A 21,923-nucleotide genomic window follows, 5' to 3' on the forward strand; every position below is an offset into this window, starting at 1 on the left:
AGTGAGATAAGTGAATAATCTTCTCGTTAACTCTGGTTTGAATCCCGTTATTGTGCAGCCACTCTGGTAGAGTATTTTCATTCGAATTATTGTATCAAAAATCTTTTTCTCCTTTGATCACTTTAGGGTGTCCGCTAATGGCTTTTGAGGTATACATACCTGCCATGGTTGCAGCTTCAATACAGCCTGCGTTGAGTGCTGTTTTAATCCAATCACCAGTGATGAATAAATTATCTATTCCTGTTCCATCCGTATCGATTCTGTATTGACTGCTGCCTTTGACTGAGAGTACATAACGCTCTGAAGGATCGATATTAGCACGCCAGTATTGGCTATCGAATCTGGCTTCGCCTTGTTTTTTTTCTTGATCGTGTAGCCATTCCCATGGAAAGGTATCACCGACATTGCCCCAGAGCTTGTAGATTTGAGTATTAAGTTGATGAATTGCCGAAGCTTTAGTTTCTTCATTTTTGAATTGAGGGAATAAAATATCACTGCGTGCTGGGTAGTGCTCGACTGGGAGTGCCGAGCAAAAGTAACTGACATTTTTTGGCGGAGTATCATCCCAATTTTCTTTATCGAGCAGTTGATCCATTGATGCCCAAGTATCAAAAGGCTCGGTAAAACCAGATAATATAGCTTGTTCTTTATCTGTAGTTTTTAGTGGCCAGCCCATTTCTTCAAGATCACGATTAAGCCAGATTTGGTAGGCTTGAGTTGCGACTGTTTTAATATTATTTACGGCTTGAGAGAGTGGTTTGCTTTGTGACATGACCTCACTTGCCACATGGGGGACTGAGCCTATTGATAGGCCGAAAATCACTTTATCAAAATCTATTCCTTTTTCAAGTCGTTTAGTGGGTAATGGAGTATTAAATTTCGTTTGGTAGATTTGCTCCCAATTGCTCCAGAAATGTTCTAAATTGATATTGTTATCTTTAAGCATGGCGACTTGTAGTGGGTCAAGTTGTTCATAATTAGGGGCACTTGGCCAACAATGTAAACCGTTTACATTCACCAGAGGATCATATTCATTGATGCCTTCTTTTAATTTAGTTTGTTCTGTGATCTCAATTGCTTGAATACTATTATCTTCACATACGAGATTATCGACTCGATTAAAGAAGTGAAACTTGACACCTCGCCGTTTAAGTATTTCATAATATGGGGTGAATACCACATCACCCATGCCAGCTTGCATTTTCCACATCACGCTACCTTGATAGCAAAATGCGATACGTAGCATAGACCGTATAATTGTGCCTGCTTCCAAGTTCGGTTTATTAAAGTTGCCTTTTTCGTAGGCGAACACTAGGTCGTAGAAGCCTCTAACGGGAGCAGAGTTAACAGTGAAGGTAAGATTTGCACCGTGTTTGGTTAGCCATTCACGATAATCATCGTTGTTAATAGCATTAAAGCCTTGCTTAAATACATCATCGACAAACATACCTTTGAGTATAGTCAGTCCAAGATCGGTGGCAATATAGAGACGACGTAGTTCATCATTGGTTTCCAATTTGTCGACGAAACGTTCTTCTAATCTTAATCTAAGGTTATCGACAGCACTTTCAATGAGTCCTTCGTCATTGTGAATATGCTCTTCACATTCACGGCCAATAAGTAGGTTGAAGTGGCATTGTAATTTGTCACCTAAGGTGGTGATATTTTCTCTGGCATCTTCGAGTGAGTCTTCAATGTTATCGTTAAGACGTTCGAACCATTGTTCACTAAACCAATGAATGGGTTTGGCTGATTCAGCGTTCGTTTCATCTAATATTTTATCTAAACTAGCAAGCCACTGATGGATCCAGCTAAAGGCTGCTTTGACGACTTTCCACAATGTGAGCGTTTCAGTTCCGTCACCGGGTATACCACTTCGCTCAGGAAACACAATAGGCCAGCTATCTGAGTCACCGCCAACATCTTCTTGTAGTACAATAAAATTATGTGGCTGAAAGGCATCCAAGAAGGTAGCAAGTGGGCTGCCTACTGGGCGATCGAGTTCTTCATAAGCTTGACGCATTAACTTAAAGGCATTTTGATAAAAACCAAACCAGATATGCAATCCATGTTCTTCTATGCGTTGGCCGTATTTAGCGTTTCGGCCGCTAGCGGCCTTTCCCCCTATTCGCCACCCCATTTGATAGATGTCTATTTCGTAACGGTTCTGCCACCCAGGTTGCTCAGTTAAGCAAGTTGCTGCGGTTATGGCTGCAACACCGCCACCTAATATGGCTATTTTTTCTTTTTTTATTGTAGAGTTATCGACTATAACTTCAGCTTGTGGTACCTCGAAATCAAAATTAACATGATAAGGCAGTAAGACATTTTGCTCACCCAGCTCTAAGCCTAAAGATTCCTTTAATGGAAAGCTGGCATTGTCGAAGACAGTAGCCAGTAGATTGTTTTCGAGCAGTGAAAGAGAATGCACTTTAGTTATTTTAGCTGGTGAAGCTGTTATCGCTTGATAAACCGCTTTATCACCTGCTGAGTCTGGTAACTGTTTTAAGAAAATTTGATCTATGGCTGGTTTAAATAATAAGCTAAATAATTGTTCTTCACCTAACTTATTGAGCTCAGGAATAAAGTCTGTTTGTTCTTTAAATAGTTGCCAGATTTGAGTGATGGCTTCAATGGTCGAAAGTGTATGTTCTTCTTTAGCCTCGCAGTTAACCTCAAGTAAGGGGTGCATAGTGAGTTCAGTGTCGGCTGAGAACGTTTTAAAGCTCTTGACTGCCAGACTCAATTTAGTCAGAGGTTGATTTGGCATTGGCATTTCATAGTCACACATGTACTTAGGATAACCAAATAGTTCACGACCATTGATTAAGGCCATCGCATCATTAACGAAAGTATGTAAAGGATGAAAATAGACATGGCTAATCTCGTCGCTGCTAGCATTTTTGTATCTACCAACCATGATCCAAGTGATAATATCTGTTTCTTGGAGCCAGCCTTTATGCCTGTCTTGGGGATAGTGAGAATAAGCTTTATTGATCCGAGTAAAACTGGTTAGTACATAGGGGGAGAGAACGTTAAAATACATGTGATTTCCCGCGACTTGGTTGAGGCTAGTGTCAATCGATTTTTGTAAGTTATGTTGTTTACCTTTGATAAAAAAACCATACATATCTGCTTTATGTAGGATAAGGGGGGAGTGCATTAACATAGAGCCTGGGGAATAGATAAAATCAGGGCGTATTTGTTCCATAGCCTTATTCCTTTCAAGGTGAATATTAATTTATTTGATACGCAAATTATTATGAATAAAACTTTAGCAAATGCTGGAGTATTTCTTTATGTATTAATCATTTAGGATAGATGTTATTTGAGGCTTAGCAAATTTTGGTAACAGATACCCTCTTGTTTTCAATGGTGAAGGACGCTAAATAATAGGACAAGAGTGATGCTTATATTGGTTATAAAAAGGCGACTGATAAGTCGCCTTAGTGGGGGAGTTAGCGTTTTACCATACGCGCTACAAACATGCCATCGGTATCAGCCTGATAAGGTTGTATTGTGTGCATTGTTGCTTGCATATTAGTAAATGGGTGAGTGGTAACCTCTAGGCTAAATTCATCGTGTTGTGCTAGGAAAGCATTAACCACAGCTTCATTTTCCAAAGGAGAGAGAGAACAAGTCGCGTAAACTAAAGTGCCGTGTTCTTTCACCCCTAGGCTAGCGCGTTGTAAAATATCTAATTGCAGAGCTGATTTATCTAGTACTGAGTTGATTGTATCTGTCCAGCGCATATCCGGGTTACGTCGCCAGGTGCCAGTACAGCTGCAGGGTACATCGACAAGAACACCATCAAAGTGTGCATAGGGCACCGGCAGTTCATCTGATGCCCAAGGTGATATAGCTATCTGCTTAAAACCAGCGCGTTCGGCACGTTTTGTCAGTTCTTTAAGTGGCTTTTTACGTATATCGGAAGCAATGATATTACCTTTTGCCTGTTTATTTTTTTGTAACATAAGTGATGTCAATTGTAGACTTTTTCCACCGGCACCGCTGCAGGCATCCCACCACTTGTCGTTAGCTTGAGGATCACATATTTGGCCGACGACTTGAGATCCTAAATCTTGTATTTCAAGCTCCCCCTCTTTATAAAGTGTTAAGCCGTTAAGGTTAATATTCTTGTGACCAAGATTGATGCTGTCACTGAAAAACTCGCTGCCAGTGGCCGAGATATCTAATGTAAGAAGTTTTTGAATCGCACTCTTAACGTTAATATTCTGTACTCGGCCCCAGATAGGAGGTCGAGAAGAAAGCGATTCTATTAAGCATAAACCTTGCTCTGTGTTATGACTTGGGCATATTTCCCAAAACCAAGCTGGAACAAGTTCGTCTGTAGTAAAGGTAAGTGTGGTGAATTGGCTGTTTATCCAAGCGCATTTTTCAGCGACGCTGCTTAACATAGGGACTGTTTCGAGTTCGAGTGTGTCAATGTGGCAGAATATGCACCAAGCTGAGATTAAGTCACTCCAATTATGGGATTCTAAGCGCGCGTTGGTCGCCAAAACGAGCAACCAAATTTGGCTATTTTGTTCTTGTTTCAAGTGAATATTGAATTTACGTAACCACCCCCACCAACGAAACAAAGCAAATAGGCTTTCACGGATAACTCGTCGGTCTTTAGAACCATGTTTCTTATTAACTCTAAAGTATTCACCTACTACGCGATCTGCTGGCAGCTTAGTGTCCATGACTTGATGAAACAAGAAGTATAAAGTATTGGCATAACTTAAAGCGCGTTTTTGAGCTGGGGTCTGAGCGTGTAGATCATCGAAAGAGAGTGGTTGTCTCTCTGGTGATGATTTGATAGTGGTTATTTGGCCTGTTGAATTTGTTCGGCTAGTGTTCAAAGTTCGACCCATGGTTAGTTTTAGTGGGATTTATCTTGCTTGATTATAACAGATAGGGGTCTAGCTTAAAATGTCGCTTTTTTATTTGAAGGTTGGTGAATTTTAAGGTCATTTACAGCCAACATCAGCTATCGTAATACTATGGCTGATGTTGACTTTTGAAGCATGTTTAGCGTTCTCTACTTAAGATTGTAAAGTGTGGTGAGCTATAATTGTTAATTATCGATAGGGACTTTTTTGAGGGCTGCCGCAGCACAAGCGGTATCGAGATCACCACCAGGTGCTCCACTAACGCCAATACCACCAATGACTTTACCTTTGTATTTAATAGGTAAGCCGCCAGGAAGCAAAGACAGTTCATCATGTAAGCTGTGCAGTCCTTGTAGTTCAGGTTCTTGCTTGATCAGTTTGAAAAAAAACTCAGTACTTTCTCCCATCGAAGCTGCACTAAAAGCCTTTCTTCTGGCGCCTTCTGCGGCATGGGGCCCAGAAGGATCATGGCGGGCAAAGGCTTTCAAAATACCATTATGATCAACAACAGCAACACTGACATTATAATTATCTTTAGCACAGTTAGCTAACCCTTCTTGCACTAGTTCTAATGCTGTTCCTACACTTAATGCATGGCTAGTGATGACTTTAGCAGTACTGGGTAGACTGCTTAATGATAATAGCCCTATGAGCAAGGTTAATGACTTTTTTGACTTTAAAAATTTGTTTTTAAAGTTTTTTTTATCTTCTTTAATCACTTTCGTTTCCTTTTCTATGAGTTAAATATAATAAAAACTATAGTCGAAGATCCAATCAATCAACTTAGGATTTAAATCTATTTAAGATAAGAACGACAAACTCATATAAAATATTCACTTACCAGTAAGTTTTTGAAATAATTGTCCGTCGTACTGCTAATTTGCACATTTCATGGATGCTCGATGTGTCATCAAGCCATTTGCATCAAATAGCCAGTGTTTTAAGCGATAAACTCTAAAGGTCCTAAAGAACGGGCTCAACCTGTAATACCTGCTTTTCTCAATTGATGTTCAATTGATTTAAGAAAGTGAAGAGAAGGTAATAAGGCATTTATTTACAGGTAACTTATCTCTAAGCCCTTGTTTCTATGATTGAGAGAATGCTGCTCTCTTGCTAATGTGCAGATATCTATGGTAAGTGAGTATTTTAAGATAGTGTCGAGGGGGAGGCCATCTTACTCATTTGCTCGGCTCGCACGTTGTCGCTTAGATTTGAAGGTGGGGGTGTGATGATGCCTATTTGACAAGCTTGACGTTCGGCAAGTTTGTTAACCCAGTTTTTTAAGTGTTCTAGATCAGTGATATCAACACCGCTCCACTCATAACTACGTACCCAAGGCCAGGCTGACATATCTGCGATGGTATATTGATCACCAGCCAAATATTGGTTGCCTGATAGCTGATGATTAATCACTTCAAATAATCGTCGGCTCTCATTTTGGTAACGTAAAATAACGGCAGGGATTTTTTCCGGAAAGTAGCGATAAAATACGTTTGCTTGACCCATCATGGGGCCAATCCCCCCCATTTGAAACATTAACCATTGTATGGTTTGAGATCGTTTATTGGGATTAGCTGGTAGAAATTTCCCCGTTTTCTCTGCTAAGTAAAGTAAAATAGCCCCTGATTCGAATACTGCGAAATTATCGTTGTCTCGATCAATAATGGCAGGGATACGGCCATTAGGATTGATTGCTAGAAACTCTTTTTTTTCTGCTCGCCTTCTATCAAATTTAGGTGATGAATTTTATATTCCAGTTTCATCTCTTCTAACGCAATCGATATTTTATGTCCATTAGGGGTTGCTGCAGTGTAGAGTTCTATCATAATGACTCCAAAAATTATGGGTTAATGGCTATTATTCATCGTGTAGGAGTAAAAATTTGAGTTTGGTTATGCTTATTATTTAAGTTGATAGTCAGAAAGTTTAGCAATAATTCCCCATTTTGATAGAAACAAAAACCATTATTGCCATTCACGTCTAATATGAATGGCTTTTTGTCGCCTCTTAGTTACATCATTAATGATATACCTATCGTTTCGATCCTGTTGAAGGTTCAGCTATGGGGTGAATTGATCCTTGTTAATAATCTAGATCTAATGCGAAACACAGATAGCCCATTAGTTTTTGGGTGTGTTCAAATTCTTTCGCGCACCAAGAGACAAAGTCTTTATCTTCGAACTGTTGCGATGAGATAGGCTTAATGGCGATAAAGTCTTTACGTTTAAGCTCATCTATCATGGGATGAGCCTTATCGTAACCTTTTGGTGGCCTAATTAAGCTATTTCCCTGCATTTCAAATCCAGCATGGTTTAGTTGAATGAGTGCTTTTTTATAAGCATTTGGATTTTCATCGATACAAGTGCGCAGCTTATTGAGTGCTGTTGAGTCAGGATGCCAAATACCAGCGCCAAGAAAGCAACCTTCATTAGCAAGATGGACATAGAGCCCTGGTGCATGGACATCTTTACCTTGAAAATGCCTAAATTGAATGCCAACGTTCGTTTTGTAAGGCGTTTTATCTTTGCTGAATCTAGCGTCTCTTTGTGGGCGCATCAAGCTCCCGCCTACTTTTTTGGGTAGGGCAACTAACCTTGGAGAGAGTGCAAGCACATGGGGTTGCATAGCTTGGATAAATTGAAGGGCTGGGGTACGAACGTCGTTCTCGTATTGAACTTGATTGGCCTTGAACCATTCTCGCTCATTATTATTGGTGAGCTGGGATAAAAAAGATAAGCTCTTGGGGCTAAACATAAAATATTAGTGCCTGATGAAATTGATATTGCGAAAATAACATAGTCCTCTATCAATATGTACCATAATTTTGTTTGATTTATTTTGTATTTAGAGATATCAGATGTGAGTAAGGATCCATCTATCGATTGAAAAGAATCGTTAATCTCGTGTGATGCATAAAAGTCATATTCGACGGGAATAATTTTGTGGTAGGTAGCATTGAAAGCTGCTTTAATTGGTTTACTTTTTGATATCTAGAAGGTTGTTATGTCTTATTCTCTGTTGGATCTTGTGGCACTTGTTTGTTTTCTTGTTTGCTGGATAGGTTATACCTCATTTTCTCGACGCAAGGCAAAAAATACGGATTGTATTGCACGTTGTTTACATCAACATCGTATTCATTGGATGAATGAATTAATCACCCGAGAAATTCGAGTGGGTGAAGCGGCATTACTGGCAAATCTTGAACGCAATATAACGTTCTTTGCATCGACGACGATGCTGATCCTTGCAGGTGTATTAACTTTATTTTCTCAGGTAGCACAGCTCGAATCTGTCATTGCCTCTATCCCCTATACTGCAGTGCCTAATGATGCCATTATTCAACTTAAATTAAGTTTATTGACTTTTATTTTTGTAATGGCTTTTTTTCAGTTTACTTGGTCAATGCGTCAATATGGTTTTCTTAATGTGATGGTAGGTGCAGCACCTATTGATAAAACTGGAAAAAATGAAAGTTTGAAACGTTATGCAAAACAAATGGCGGTTGTTCAAGATCAGGCTGCTCATTCTTATAATTATGGACTTCGTACTTACTATTTTTCAATGGCTGTATTGAGCTGGTTTTTTCATCCACTTCTTTTTATTGGTGTAAGTTTGTTTGTGGTGTATACCCTTTATCAAAGGGAATTCAATTCCAAAGCAGTTGTGGCCATTACAGCTGGAATGCACATACTCGATAGTGAAAAGGATGTGTCTTGTATTGACCAAGTGAAAAAATAAGCTTTAAATTGTGTTAAAAGCTAATTATGTATAACGTTGTGATTACTATTTAGCTTTAAGTATGGTCAAAATGTTTTTTTTGTTTGTGATTGAGTGTTATTTTTTAATTTCATATGATTTTTTGTTTCCATTTTTGTGCTAATTACACTATTATCCACCGCGCTAGGAGAGCAGGGTATTTGAGTGAATTGAATACTCGGAGTACAATGGATTGAACACAAAAAATGTCATATCTAATGTTCCTCTAAACACTTTTATTCTCCTAGCTACATAATTATAAAGGGAATAAAATGATGAAAAAAACAACCTCAGCGCTAGCAATTTTACTGGGTTTAACAAGCATGAGTGCCATCGCTGCACAAGATAATGCTTTCCAACATGAAGCCAGCTTAAATTACGACACAAATTCTGAGGAAGTAAGTGACGGCAATTTGAATGCTCATTATCGTTACTATGTTGCTCCAGTTGATCAAAGCAAAAGCCCTTATGCGCTTAATGGCTTTATTGCGCAAACAACCAATTTAGGTGCTAATTACAACGTTAATGACAGTGCTCGTGATGCATATGGTGTTGATGGCACCTATGTTTTTGCTTCAAAATGGTTTGTTTCTGCTAACTACCAGCAAGTAGGTTTTGAACACACTAACAATCTTTATGGTGCAAAAGCGGGTTACTACTTCAATGAGTCATCAGCGGTATCTGCATTTTATAACGATGGTGATAAAAATGTTAAAGAAACATATGGTTTAAATTTGCGCAGCTATATTGCACTTGAATCTATCGCGGGTGTTGATCTAACAGCTAATTGGTTACATTCTGGCTCTGACGATGATTTAAATCTAGGTGCTGATTGGTATGTGAACAACTCTTGGTCGGTTGGGGCAGGTTACACTAGTTCGGATAACGAAGCTCTTGATGGATTTGATGTCCGAACTGCTTATTGGTTACGTATTTCTGATAATTTTTCTGCTAATTTCAACTTATCTAAAATGCTAGATTCAGATGTTGATGGTGTTGATATGGGTGTAGGTGTTATTGGTCGTTTTTAATACGTCTTTTAACACATAAATTGTAACTGCAAAGCAATGGCTTTGCAGTTACTGATCGCAGGATATATATTTATATTGCTGTGTAAACTCCTAGTGAAGTCAGCACAAATCCAGGAATATATTTTACCACTTCAAATTTTATATTGAGCTTTACTTTACTTATGTAACAGTAGAAAAAATTAAAGAATGTTGCACCAATGCAGAATATCAATCCTAATACAATTGTTAACATTGAATCAGTATCACTACTGTCTATGAATTGAGGAATAAAAGATAGAAAAAATAAGCTTACCTTTGGATTTAGTGCACTGATAAGAAATCCTTTTGCAATATACGAGTGCTTGTTATTGGTAATATGAATTGTTCCAGTATCTTTTTTTCCACTATCGCCCTTTATTGTTTTTTTAGATTTGTACGTTTCATGTATCATTTTTATACCAAGATAGATTAGATATCCTGAGCCAAGGTATTTTATACCATTAAATAGTATTTCATTAGAGGCTATGACTTTTGATATGCCAATATATGTGATTAACACATGAAATAAATACCCCAGAAATAGCCCTATAATACATAAGTTTGCTGCTTTTATTCCGCTGTGTTTATATGTGGAGACCACATATACCACATCAGCGCCAGGCACTGCATTGATTGCTAACGATGCCGTTAAGAAAACCAATAAATTAACACTATCCATAGATCTTAATACCTCTTCCATTATTGATGTCAGTTTTTTGTTGAATTTAGCTTTGCAGGTGATGTAATTTCAAACGTTTTTTATCGACGACTTTTTAATTTATTTTCCTATCATCATTAAACATTTTTCAAGGTGATGGACACTGCTTGATTGGATTTTGAACACTCGTTGAGTGTTCATTTGTTTATTTTGTTAATACTTATACTCTACTTCTCTTTTTGTTGCTACTTTAAATCCATTGTTTCTTATGATTTATCCTGGTGTTGCTTGAGAAACACTCAACTCTTACTCAGTGAGTAAATCTTTAATAGTGATTGGTATTATTGCGGGTAACACTCTGTAAAATAGTGTTATATTGCACTTATAGTGTTTAGCTTTCTCATACTAGGATTAAGAAGAAATACATGCAAAAAAAAATACTAAAAGGGACATTAGTTCGCTGGAGAGATGATAAAGGCTTTGGTTTTATCGAGCCTGAATTGATTGCGGACCAGCCTAAGCTAAAAGATGTTTTTATTCATGCATCTAGGTTAACTCATATGAGTCGACGCCCTTTAGAGGGAGACATCATCTTCTTTCAACTTGAGCATAAACCTGGTGGTAAATTAAATGCCATTGAAGCTCGTATTGATGGTGTTGAAGTTAAATCAGACGTAAAGCTTAAGCAGGGGCTTCGCAGCCAAGAAAGAGAATATCGTGGGAGAGAAAGGCAGGTTATAGGCTCTATTCATGCCCCTACCAAAGGTCTTTTATTTCGTGTTGGGATTATGATGCTGCTTTTGGCTGGTGCAAGCTTTGCTTATAACAAGCTTATGAATTCACCCGCTAAAGCGGCTAGCGTATCAAATCCAGACATTAAGGTGGCTCACGACTCTCTTGCTTTGACATCTGTTGGTACAGCGCATATCGCGAAAGCTTATCAACAGAAATTAAATGGTGTGCAGGTCAATGCAATAGGGACAGTGATTAAATTATTAGCGGACGATGATGAAGGAAGTCGACATCAGCGGTTTATTTTACGCTTACCCAATCAGCAAACATTATTAGTGGCGCATAATATTGATCTTGCACCTCGAATCAAGGACATTGGCTTAGGTGATTCAGTTGAGTTTAATGGTCAATATGAGTTTAATGATAAAGGTGGAATTATTCATTGGACTCATCATGATCCTCAAGCTCATCATCTAGATGGCTGGCTTAAGCATAATGGCCAAATTTATCAGTAAGTACCGCTAATAAAAAGATCATAAAAAATTATGATCTTTTTCATCTGCTTTAGCATTGCTTTTGAAGGCGAGATAAAGAGTGCCCACATGCTTAATTAGGGTGAGTGTTTAGTGTTTTTATATACAGTGAATGTGAAGTGAGCTAAATAATGAGGTATTCTTGTTTGTTTTTTATACCGTCCCACTCTTGTGCATCAAGTGGTGCATCTTTTATTTCAGTGATAACTGGCCAAATTTCAGCAAGCTCGGCATTTAATGTTAAATAATGCTGCATATCGTCTGGGAGTGCATCTTCTTGGTAGATGGCCAAAGCCGGACATTCAGGTACACACAGTTCACAATCAATACACACATCTGGGTTGATGGCTAAAAAGTTAGGCCCTTCATGGAAGGCATCGACGGGGCAAACCGCCACACAGTCTGTATATTTACACTTTATGCAGTTATCGGTGACAACAAAAGCCATACTATCTTCGCAACTTTGATTTGATTTCTGTTAAACTTCGCAAGGAAAGTTTAACTGCCAATATCGGGATCATACGGATCCAAACACGAATTTCAATGTTTTTCGATATTGTTAAGTATCACCAATTGATGTGATAAACAGAATAAAATCGTCTGCTCATTATACCGCACTGCTTTGACGTTTATTTTTTACTATAACTAAGTAACATAAATCTGGAAAAATCATGATACGCCTCGCTAATATTAAACTCGATCTTGATCACTCAGCACAAGAGCTGACCCAAGCCACATTAACTATGCTTAATATTTCGGCTGATGAGCTGATTGATACTGTCGTGTTTCGTCGTGGTATTGATGCTCGTACTAAAAACCGCATTTTTTTGCTTTATACACTGGATGTTACCACATCGAAAGACGCGGCTTTACTCGAAGAGTTTTCAAATCATCAATCAATTAAAGCAACTCCTGATATGAGTTATAAATTTGTGGCTAAGGCCCCTGAAGATTTAGGTGACCGTCCCGTGGTCGTCGGCTTTGGTCCATGCGGTCTTTTTGCTGGTTTGGTCTTGGCACAGATGGGTTATAACCCTATTGTCCTTGAGCGCGGTAAAGAAGTGCGTGAGCGTACTAAAGACACGTTTGGTTTTTGGAGAACAAAGACGTTAAATACAGAATCGAATGTGCAGTTTGGTGAAGGCGGTGCAGGCACTTTTTCTGACGGGAAACTGTGGACTCAAATTAAAGATAAAAAACATTATGGCCGTAAAGTACTGAATGAATTTGTTGAAGCTGGAGCTCCTGAAGAGATTTTATATGTAAGTAAACCACATATCGGTACGTTTAAACTGGTTAGCATGGTCGAGAAGATGCGCGCTAAGATTATCGAACTGGGCGGGGAGATTCGTTTTAGCGCCCGGGTTGATGATTTTCATGTTGATGATGGACAAATACACGGTTTAACCTTGGCTGATGGGTCTGAAATTAAATCTCAGCATATTGCCTTGGCGATAGGACACAGCGCTCGCGATACGTTTAAAATGATCCATGAAAAAGGCATTTACATCGAAGCTAAACCTTTCTCCGTTGGTTTTAGAATTGAGCATAACCAATCAGTTATCGATGAAGCTCTATTTGGTCAATTTGCTGGCCATCCAATTTTAGGTGCTGCGGATTATAAGCTCGTTCATCATTGTCAATCGGGTCGTTCAGTGTATAGCTTTTGCATGTGCCCTGGCGGAACTGTGGTTGCTGCAACATCTGAAGAGCATGCGGTCGTCACTAACGGTATGAGTCAATATTCACGTAATGAACGTAATGCTAACAGTGCTATTGTGGTGGGCATTGATCCAAGTGATTATCCGGCTCATCCTTTGGCAGGAATAGATTTGCAGCGTCAACTTGAGAAAGCAGCGTATTTACTTGGAGGTGAAAACTATGATGCGCCGGCTCAACTCGTGGGGGATTTTATGAAAGGTATCTCTTCAGATGTACTTGGTGCTGTAGAGCCGTCATATAAGCCTGGTATTAAATTGACCGATATGACTCATTTATTACCGCAATATTGTGTCGATGCTATTCGTGAGGCGATTCCGGCCTTTAATAAAAAAATTCGTGGGTTTGCCATGGAAGACGCAACGTTGACCGGTGTTGAGACTCGTACATCATCTCCTATTAGCATTAAACGAGGCGACGATTTTCAAAGCATCAATACCAAAGGCTTCTATCCATCAGGAGAAGGAGCAGGTTACGCTGGAGGTATTATGTCATCAGCCATTGACGGTATCAAAGTGGCTGAAGCGATAGCATTAAGCATCAATGCTAAAAATGATAAGAGATAGCTTAATTAATGCGGTGTCGTTGAATGTGTCTACAACCATATGATCGTTTAGCGTCGGTGTTATTGTTAAGTTAAGGTCATTAATATCCCCTTTATTAATGGCCTTTGGTATGATTTATGACGCAATTACCGAACAATAAATAATGTGCAACAGGGCTAATAGATACCGTTTAACTTCACTACTGAGTCTATATTTACTGTTATCTAAGGATAAGTATCATTAGATATTAAATTCTGCTTTGATCTTATATCCCCCATCACAACAACTCGTATATCCAGTAATAAATTAAATCTAGCATGCAGATTATAAGTGGTGCTTTTTTTAATTTTTATCTGGTTCAGTATGCTTTCGTAAAGATGTAGACATAAATGAATGTGGTCTGATGAGAGACGTTATAGGGTGATATTTATCCTTCGTTCAGCTTTTGTTCAGGTTTGCTCGGTATTCTTACTCGGTTAACAAACACAATGATGCGCCATTAAACGTATTGTTACATATTGATACTAAAGTATTAAAAAATGCGCGATTCAATTGTTAGCTAATGAAGATACACAGGATATTTAGGTTAAGATATTTAGGATAAAAATAATGAAAAAAATAATAAAAAAAACGACATTCGCTTGCACTATCCCTGCCATTTTTATCTCGGGTTCAGTAATAGCAGATTCTTCTTATGTAACGGGTAACGTACAATTTCATGATGGCGATATCCACGGTTCAGAGATAACCTCAACGTTAGAAGCTGGGCATACTTTTGATAATTCTTTAGGTGGACTCACTTTACTGACTGAGTTTGATGATATTCAATTAGGTGAGCTGACTGGAGAGACGAATTCTGCTCCCTATGTCACATTAGGAATGGAGCAATCAATCAATGTGAATAGTCATTTCTGGGTGGCTGTAGGTTATCATCATTTAGTGGCAAACGGTGACACTGTTCAATATCGGCCATTGGTCAAAGTTGGTTATAATTTTGATAATGGATGGTCTATCTCTAACCGCACTCGTGTACACATTGATGCCACATCTGTAGAAAATGATGCGGATGTACGTATGGATAATCGTATTAGTTACGCCGTAGCAGATACGCAGCTAACACTAAGCTATAATAACGTGTATCTCATTGCTGGGGATACAAAAGATGGCTCTTCGCGTGACAATACTATGGATCATGAGTTACGTGCAACATGGACTCGAAAAGGGGTTCAACCCTATTTTGAATTCCGTAATCAGGCTGATAATCAGAATAATGCTTTAGTATTTGGTGCGTCATACGGCTTTTGATGTTGGTGAAGTTAAGAAGGTTATCCATTTTTAATACGATAAAAATAATTAAGAGGTTTAATTGTGAATATATTGGGGTATATGCAAAAACTCGGTAAGGCATTAATGCTGCCGATAGCGGTTCTACCAGTAGCAGCCTTGCTACTGCGTTTAGGTCAACCAGATCTATTAGGGATCCCTTTTATTGCTGAAGCGGGTAATGCGATTTTCAGCAACCTTCCTTTACTTTTTGCTATGGGTATTGCGGTAGGAATCGCTGTCGATGGTGCAGGTGCTGCGGCGTTAGCGGGAGCTGTGGGTTTCTTTATCCTTAAGGGAACGACAGTAACGTTAGATCCAAGTATCGATATGTCATTTTTTGGTGGCATTATTAGTGGTATTGTGGCTGGCCATACTTATAACCGCTTCCATGCTGTCTCTTTGCCTGCTGTGCTTGGCTTTTTCAATGGTAAGCGATTAGTGCCTATTATGACCGGCTTGTTTATGCTGGGTATTGGTTGGGTTTGTGGGTACATTTGGCCTGGTATTCAAAATGGCATTGATCTATTTGGTCACGCTATTGCCGATTCAGGGTCTATTGGCCAATTTGTTTATGGCACGTTAAACCGAGCCTTGATTCCTTTTGGGTTACACCATGTATTGAATTCTTATTTTTGGTTTGGTTTAGGTGATTTTACTAATGCTGCTGGAGAGGTGGTTAGGGGAGACTTGCACCGCTTCTTTGCTGGTGATCCTAATGCAGGTGTTTTCATGACTGGCTTCTTTCCTGTGATGATGTTTGGGTTACCTGCTGCGGCTCTAGCAATGTATTTAACTTCTAATATAGAGCGACGAGTTCAAATTGGTGGCATGTTATTTTCAGTGGCCGTGACGGCTTTTTTAACCGGTATTACAGAGCCTCTTGAGTTCATGTTTATGTTCTTAGCGCCTGGCTTATATGCTGTACATGCGTTGTTAACTGGTGTGTCGTTGGCGTTGACGACATCGATGGGGGCATTAATAGGCTTTGGGTTTTCTGCAGGTTTGTTTGATCTGATACTTAACTGGGGACTTGCCACTAATCCATGGACTGTTGTGATTATAGGCTTGGCGTACTCAGTGATTTATTTCTGCGTATTCTATTTTAGTATCAAGATGTTTAACTTGAAAACACCCGGTCGAGAGCCGCTTGATGACAGCGCTGTCAGTTGCGTGGTAGAGGGCAAAGATAAGCATGATTTAACCGATATTGAATATAAGGCTCGCCAGTATACTAAAGCCATTGGTGGCTTTGATAATATGGTGGTTATTGATGCTTGTATTACCCGCCTTCGTTTAACACTCATTGATAGCAGTATTGTCAATGAGAGTGTGATTAAAGCCTTAGGGGCAAGCGGTATGATCCGTATTGGTGGTGATAATATTCAAATAATCATTGGAACTGAGGCTGAAATCATTGCTGGTGAAATGAGGAAAATCGGATCTAATGAAAACCTAAGTAGAATAAATATTCCCGCAGTCACTCAGAGCTAATTGCTTCTTTGAATTGATCAGTATCCTGGGGATTAAGGCAGGATACTGATAAGGGACACTGGTAGGTGGATTAAGTATGAATAAACAGTGAAATATAGTGAAAATAAAGATGAGTTATTTTATATTGTTCAGCCAGTGAAATATTGATGAAATTGAGTATTAACCATGCGCCTCGATAAATTTTTATGTAAGAGTACCGAGCTCACTCGGAGTGAGGCGACTGTTGTGATTTTAGCAGGTGAAGTGTTAGTCAATGGTGAAGTTGTGACTTCAGCTTCTTCTCAGATCCATGAGAATAATCACATCACTTTAGATGGGGAAAAGCTTACGGCTAGAGCTTCGCGCTATATTATGTTGCATAAACCTGCAGGTACATTGAGTTCTAATGTGGATGGTGATCACCCAAGTGTATTTAATTTTATACCATTGGATAATACTTGTGAACTTCATATCGCTGGGCGTTTAGATGCCGATACCACAGGTTTATTACTCATTACCGACGATGGCCGATGGTCTTTTAATGTGTTCAATCCTAAATACCGTTGTGAAAAGGTTTATCGAGTCTATCTGCGTGATCCTGTCGAAGGAGAGATCTGTGGTGAGATAGCGTTGGAGATCCAAAATAAATTCGAGCATGGACTCAAGCTACAAGGTGAGGATACACTCACTCTTCCAGCTAAACTAGAGTTTGTGTCTGCTAAAGAAGTATTACTTACCATTACTGAAGGACGGTACCATCAAGTGAAACGTATGTTTGCTTGTATAGGCAATAGAGTCAACAGATTACACCGAGAACAAGTCGGCAAGATCCGTCTTGATGTCGATGTGGGTCAATGGCGTTATTTGACAGTAGATGAAATTACTTCAATTCCTCATCATTAACGGTGACTTATTTTGATGCTTAATCGTTAATCCTTCAATTTTTTGACGACTATAATATTGAGTGTTTATTATCCTAATTTAAATGAAACTTGTGGAGTGATTAATGCGCTAAATATCTCTCCTAAATTAGGTAGAGTAAGTTTTTGTCATTATTATTTTTTGGTTATTACTTGGATTTCTGCGGCACTGATTTAGCTTTTAGCCATGGCATTCCAAAATAGATGAAAACTAGCTGCTTTATGTTTAGGATCTTGCCACTTTTCAGGATGATCTAAGAAGTAACGGGTGGCAGCGAGGTATTGCCCATGACAGTTGTCTAGCATTAAATTTAATGGGTACTCAGCCAGTAAACCGAGGGTGTGTCCTTTTTTCATTAGCGCTCCCATGAAACTAAGTATGGAGTTCATTGCTTGCTCACGGATCTCTATAGAGATGGATTGAGACATAGAGTATTGTTGAAAAAAATCCTGTTTGAGTGGATTTTCTATCGACCATTGAATCGCACTAAACCAGAGGTGTTTAGCATCTTCTTTTAAGTTGCCACTGTCGGTAATTGAAGCGAGAATAGCATCTGCAAATTCTTGTTTAATAGATAGAAAAAGGTATTCCATCAACTTATCTTTAGAAGGGAAGTGATGAAAAAGAGTGCCTGTTGCAACCCCTGATTTTTTAGCGATAGAGGCGGTCGAGGTTGCATAGAAACCTTGGCTAACAAATAATGTTAGTGCGGTATCTAAAATCGTTTGTTTTTTATCAATTTTTTTCATTTGCCGACTTAATTTTACATGTCACTTAAAAGAAGATTTACCCTGTGCTAACAAATAGTATCAGCGTAAAAATAGTTTGTATAACATAGCTTGAATCCATGTCCCATAAGGGGGGTGCACAAATCTACCGGCATTGATTTTACCTCGGCTTAAGATTGTTTTTGCATGACTGAAGGTTAAGAAGCCTTCTTTAGCGTGATAATGTCCCATGCCTGAAGGACCTATTCCTCCAAATGGAGCATCGTCAGCAGCAACATGAAAGACGGTTTCATTAATGCATACTCCACCAGAATGGGTATTATTTACTATCAATTGCTGCGTACTAGTATTAAAACTCATGATGTAAAGCGCCAGTGGTCGTGGTCTATCATTAATATAGTCAATTGCTTCATCTAAGGTGTTGTAGCCTAATATTGGGAGCAGAGGCCCAAATATTTCGTCTTGCATTAAGCGCATGTCATCGCTGACATCGGTAATGAGCTGAGTCGGTATTTTACGTTGTTCAGCATTAATAGTCTCACTATTGGCACTAACAATGGTAGCTCCTTTTACTCTTGCATCTTCAAGTACAGCGGTTAAACGGTCGAATTGGCGTTGATTAATGATGGCACCATAATCATCATTGTTGCTTACCTTGCCATACATGGTGGTAAACTTTTTTTGATAGGCTGCAATAAATTCAGCTTGTTTTTCTTTTGGCACCAAGATGTAATCTGGTGCGACGCAGATCTGTCCTGAATTTAAACATTTACCATAGATCATACGTTCGACAGCAATGGATACGGGCATATCTGGGGCGATAAGTACGGGAGACTTTCCACCTAATTCGAGCGTAACAGGAGTTAAGTTGGCTGCAGCTGCACGCATGACATGACGCCCAACAGTGGTGGAACCGGTAAAAAGTAAGTGATCAAATGGAAGTGAAGAAAACTGTGCAGCCACATCGGCTTCTCCTTCGACAACAGCGACGATGGTTTGATCAAAAATGCTGGTTAGCATTTCAGTGAGCACTTTATTTGTTTGTGGTGTAAATTCAGAAAGTTTTAACATGGCGCGATTACCTGCACTGAGTGCAGTGATCAATGGGCCGAGTGAAAGAAAGACTGGAAAGTTCCAGGGAACAATGATGCCGACAACGCCTACAGGTTGGTAATGAACATAAACCTTAGCGGGAGCAAGTAGTAAACCTGCGTGACGACGACTGGGCTTCATCCATTTTTTTAGATTGTTAAGGCAGTAGTTAATGTTGTTGATGCTAGGCATGATTTCTGAGATAAAAGTATCATTGGTCGATCGGTTACCATAATCTTGATTGAGTGCTTCGGCTAAAGGGTGTTTACATTTCAATAGCGCGGTTTTAAGAGTATTAAGTTGCGAGATCCTGAGCTCGTAGGTCGGCGCTGGTTGTGAGCGGTAGCTTTTTTGCTGGCAGTGAAGTAAATCTGCTAAGTTTATGTCCTTAGCTGTTACATTGTCTGTTTGTTGAATGGGGATGTTCATATTCACTCTCCAGCTGAGATATTTTAATCAAATTTATGTTATTTTCAGTAGACTGATTGGTCGGTCTATTTGTGATAGCATAATTGAATGAGTGAAAAACATCCAGTTTATTCTTGATACGATGAAAAGAGGCTGCGCTGGTGAGAATTTAGGGTTATGAATAGCAGCCTTATCCTATATTTAAGATAGGTTAAGCATGCACTTAAGCGATAGCGCGGATTAGTCCCATCTCGAACCAAGAACGTATAGCTTGTAGTACTTTTACCGGGGCTTGTTCTTCATTAAAGTAATTGAGCATTAACTCACATTGTTGTGCGAGAGTCTGTCCTTTGAGAAATCCCTCTAGCAAGACTCGTTGGTATTCGGCGAGAGAGATAAATTCAGTGAGCCTCTCTTTGCCTCGCCAGAGCAACCAGCTGCTGGCTAAGGTGTAATCTGGCTGAGGGGGTGTGTGTTGATTCTTCAATGCTTGCCAACTTTCGACTGCATTGCTTTGGCATTGATAAATTTGCATACTTGGATGGAATCTTAACCGGCTTTCAGGCCAATATTCAGGAGCAAGTTGTTCAAATTCAGAAAAGTTGATTCTGGATTGCTCTTCGGCATCAAAAGCATTGAGAAGGTGACGTTCGAAAGCGGCAATATGAGATAAAATAGGATACTGGCTGAAAAACGTGTCGTCATTTAAAAATTGTGGCAAAGGATCACAAAAATATCGCAGTGATCGATAAGATGACGGATGAGTGTCGATATACTTTTGTGCCATTTTGTCAAAAAGTTCATCCCCGAGGTAACAGCAAAGTATTTCGTGATCTGTTTCTATTGTTTCAATTAGCCTTAGTCGGTATGCACTGGCATAAATCCCTATCCTGTTTTGGCAATCTTCATGACTGTTAGCTGTAATAATGGCTGACAAAGCTGAATATTTATCAGCTTGAGCGCTGTCACAGAGCTTATCTGCAAGAATATAATCCATCAGGAGTACTTGGGTTTGTTTAAGAGATGCCATTAGGGAACGTCCTGCTTTTATCCTTAAGTCTGATCATTAGTAGCATTGGTAACTCTTTTAATTTCATAGTGTACATCCTGATGTGTAATGTTTGTGCTGTGCTGAGCTGAACTTAATGACAAATTAGGCAAAGTTTTATTTGCGATATCTCGAGCAATCTGTAATTCCTGCTCCAGTGCAGAAAACTCAGGAATATGACCGTCTCTCTCTATCATAGTGCTGACCGCTCCAAAGCGTGTTAAGGCGGCACGGTAAAGTTCCCAAACGCTGTTTGGAACATCATGATCATGGGTATCGATAACATAATCGCCATAGTCGGAATGTCCAGCCAGATGGAATTGTTGTACTCGATGAGGAGATATTTTGTTAAGGTAAGTGATGGGATCGAAATGATGGTTTCTAGCACTAACGTAAATATTGTTAATATCCAGTAGCACAAGGCAATCAGCTTGCTCTGAAACCGCGTTAAGGAAAGTCCATTCATCCATGGTTGAGTCTTTATAAGAGAGGTAGCTTGAGACATTTTCTAACAAAATGCGCCTTCCTAGAAAGTCCTGTACGATACGGACACGCTCAGCGACATGGTTAATTGTCTCCTCTGTATAAGGTAAAGGGAGTAGATCATGGCTGTTTACACCGTGAATTGAGGTCCAACAAATATGATCTGAGATCCATTTTGGTTGCACTTCATTGGCTAATTTTTTTAATGCGGTTAGATATGTCATATCGATAGGATCGGTACTGCCAATTGACATTGACACACCGTGCATAACAACAGGGTATTGTTCAGCTATCGCCTCAAGATAATATCTTGGTTTACCTCCTGCAACCATATAATTTTCAGATAATATTTCAAACCAATCTATGTTAGGACGATGTTGAAGGACATGATCAAAGTGCTGGGTTCTTAATCCTAATCCGAAGCCGAGAAAATCGTGTGTTAGTGCCGTTTTTGTCACTCTGTGCTTACCTCGGTAATGATATAAAATATAGACATCTATAAAAATGCCTATATTCAAGTCTTTATCCAATATTGAATGGGAATAACGATTCTATTTAAT

Annotated in this window: 17 protein-coding genes and 1 pseudogene; 7 read left to right on the forward strand and 11 right to left on the reverse strand. The window is 39.2% G+C overall.

Features of this window, described 5'->3' with window-relative positions:
- Positions 1–94: 94 nt before the first annotated feature.
- From HQQ94_RS07675 to HQQ94_RS07695, 5 genes and pseudogenes are all read right to left on the reverse strand, one after another.
- Positions 95–3,211 (reverse strand): NAD(P)-binding protein, encoded by a 3,117-nt coding sequence (locus tag HQQ94_RS07675; protein WP_173293863.1) that lies wholly within the window; start codon positions 3,209–3,211, stop codon positions 95–97.
- Between the two features lie 247 nt (positions 3,212–3,458).
- The gene (locus HQQ94_RS07680) at positions 3,459–4,865 is read right to left on the reverse strand and encodes an RsmB/NOP family class I SAM-dependent RNA methyltransferase (protein WP_254304020.1); all 1,407 of its coding nucleotides are present in this window, start codon (positions 4,863–4,865) and stop codon (positions 3,459–3,461) included.
- Positions 4,866–5,080: 215 nt separating this feature from the next.
- Positions 5,081–5,614, reverse strand: a complete 534-nt coding sequence (locus HQQ94_RS07685) for a heme-binding protein (RefSeq protein WP_173293865.1) — start codon at positions 5,612–5,614, stop codon at positions 5,081–5,083.
- A gap of 427 nt (positions 5,615–6,041) precedes the next feature.
- Positions 6,042–6,721 (reverse strand): annotated as a pseudogene (locus HQQ94_RS07690) (glutathione S-transferase family protein).
- 256 nt (positions 6,722–6,977) lie between these two features.
- Entirely contained in the window at positions 6,978–7,649 is a 672-nt protein-coding gene (locus tag HQQ94_RS07695; RefSeq protein WP_173293866.1) for a DUF2461 domain-containing protein, read from the reverse strand.
- Between the two features lie 249 nt (positions 7,650–7,898).
- On the opposite strand from HQQ94_RS07695, the gene HQQ94_RS07700 reads away from it, so the two are divergent.
- Entirely contained in the window at positions 7,899–8,633 is a 735-nt protein-coding gene (locus HQQ94_RS07700; protein ID WP_173293867.1) for a DUF599 domain-containing protein, read from the forward strand.
- Between the two features lie 290 nt (positions 8,634–8,923).
- Entirely contained in the window at positions 8,924–9,682 is a 759-nt protein-coding gene (locus tag HQQ94_RS07705; protein ID WP_254304021.1) for a putative porin, read from the forward strand.
- A gap of 70 nt (positions 9,683–9,752) precedes the next feature.
- Here the strand turns inward: HQQ94_RS07705 and HQQ94_RS07710 are convergent, their stop codons facing one another.
- Positions 9,753–10,379 (reverse strand): LysE family translocator, encoded by a 627-nt coding sequence (locus tag HQQ94_RS07710; protein ID WP_173293868.1) that lies wholly within the window; start codon positions 10,377–10,379, stop codon positions 9,753–9,755.
- 404 nt (positions 10,380–10,783) lie between these two features.
- Here HQQ94_RS07710 and HQQ94_RS07715 point away from each other — a divergent pair, with 404 nt between their 5' ends.
- Positions 10,784–11,605, forward strand: coding sequence for a DUF3465 domain-containing protein (locus HQQ94_RS07715; RefSeq protein WP_173293869.1), 822 nt, complete (start codon positions 10,784–10,786; stop codon positions 11,603–11,605).
- 142 nt (positions 11,606–11,747) lie between these two features.
- On the opposite strand, the gene fdxA is transcribed toward HQQ94_RS07715, so the two are convergent.
- Positions 11,748–12,071 carry a ferredoxin FdxA gene (gene fdxA / locus HQQ94_RS07720; RefSeq protein WP_173293870.1) on the reverse strand — a complete coding sequence of 108 codons (324 nt, stop codon included), beginning with the start codon at positions 12,069–12,071 and terminating at the stop codon, positions 11,748–11,750.
- A 223-nt stretch (positions 12,072–12,294) separates the two neighbouring features.
- On the opposite strand from fdxA, the gene HQQ94_RS07725 reads away from it, so the two are divergent.
- From HQQ94_RS07725 to HQQ94_RS07740, 4 genes are all read left to right on the forward strand, one after another.
- Positions 12,295–13,908, forward strand: coding sequence for an NAD(P)/FAD-dependent oxidoreductase (locus tag HQQ94_RS07725; protein WP_173293871.1), 1,614 nt, complete (start codon positions 12,295–12,297; stop codon positions 13,906–13,908).
- Positions 13,909–14,496: 588 nt separating this feature from the next.
- Positions 14,497–15,192, forward strand: coding sequence for an oligogalacturonate-specific porin KdgM family protein (locus tag HQQ94_RS07730; RefSeq protein ID WP_173293872.1), 696 nt, complete (start codon positions 14,497–14,499; stop codon positions 15,190–15,192).
- Positions 15,193–15,255: 63 nt separating this feature from the next.
- Positions 15,256–16,704, forward strand: coding sequence for an N-acetylglucosamine-specific PTS transporter subunit IIBC (gene nagE / locus HQQ94_RS07735; RefSeq protein ID WP_173293873.1), 1,449 nt, complete (start codon positions 15,256–15,258; stop codon positions 16,702–16,704).
- Between the two features lie 165 nt (positions 16,705–16,869).
- A complete protein-coding gene (locus HQQ94_RS07740; protein WP_173293874.1) occupies positions 16,870–17,586 on the forward strand; it encodes a pseudouridine synthase in 717 nt (238 codons plus the stop codon).
- Positions 17,587–17,777: 191 nt separating this feature from the next.
- Here HQQ94_RS07740 and HQQ94_RS07745 read toward each other — a convergent pair whose 3' ends face one another.
- From HQQ94_RS07745 to HQQ94_RS07760, 4 genes are all read right to left on the reverse strand, one after another.
- Positions 17,778–18,353 carry a TetR/AcrR family transcriptional regulator gene (locus HQQ94_RS07745; RefSeq protein ID WP_173293875.1) on the reverse strand — a complete coding sequence of 192 codons (576 nt, stop codon included), beginning with the start codon at positions 18,351–18,353 and terminating at the stop codon, positions 17,778–17,780.
- A 60-nt stretch (positions 18,354–18,413) separates the two neighbouring features.
- A complete protein-coding gene (locus tag HQQ94_RS07750; RefSeq protein ID WP_173293876.1) occupies positions 18,414–19,853 on the reverse strand; it encodes a coniferyl aldehyde dehydrogenase in 1,440 nt (479 codons plus the stop codon).
- 202 nt (positions 19,854–20,055) lie between these two features.
- Positions 20,056–20,862, reverse strand: a complete 807-nt coding sequence (locus tag HQQ94_RS07755; protein WP_173293877.1) for a DNA-binding domain-containing protein — start codon at positions 20,860–20,862, stop codon at positions 20,056–20,058.
- A gap of 23 nt (positions 20,863–20,885) precedes the next feature.
- Positions 20,886–21,821 (reverse strand): DUF692 domain-containing protein, encoded by a 936-nt coding sequence (locus HQQ94_RS07760; protein ID WP_173296561.1) that lies wholly within the window; start codon positions 21,819–21,821, stop codon positions 20,886–20,888.
- Positions 21,822–21,923: the final 102 nt, after the last annotated feature.

The organism is Shewanella sp. VB17 (assembly GCF_013248905.1).
Classification (GTDB): domain Bacteria; phylum Pseudomonadota; class Gammaproteobacteria; order Enterobacterales; family Shewanellaceae; genus Shewanella.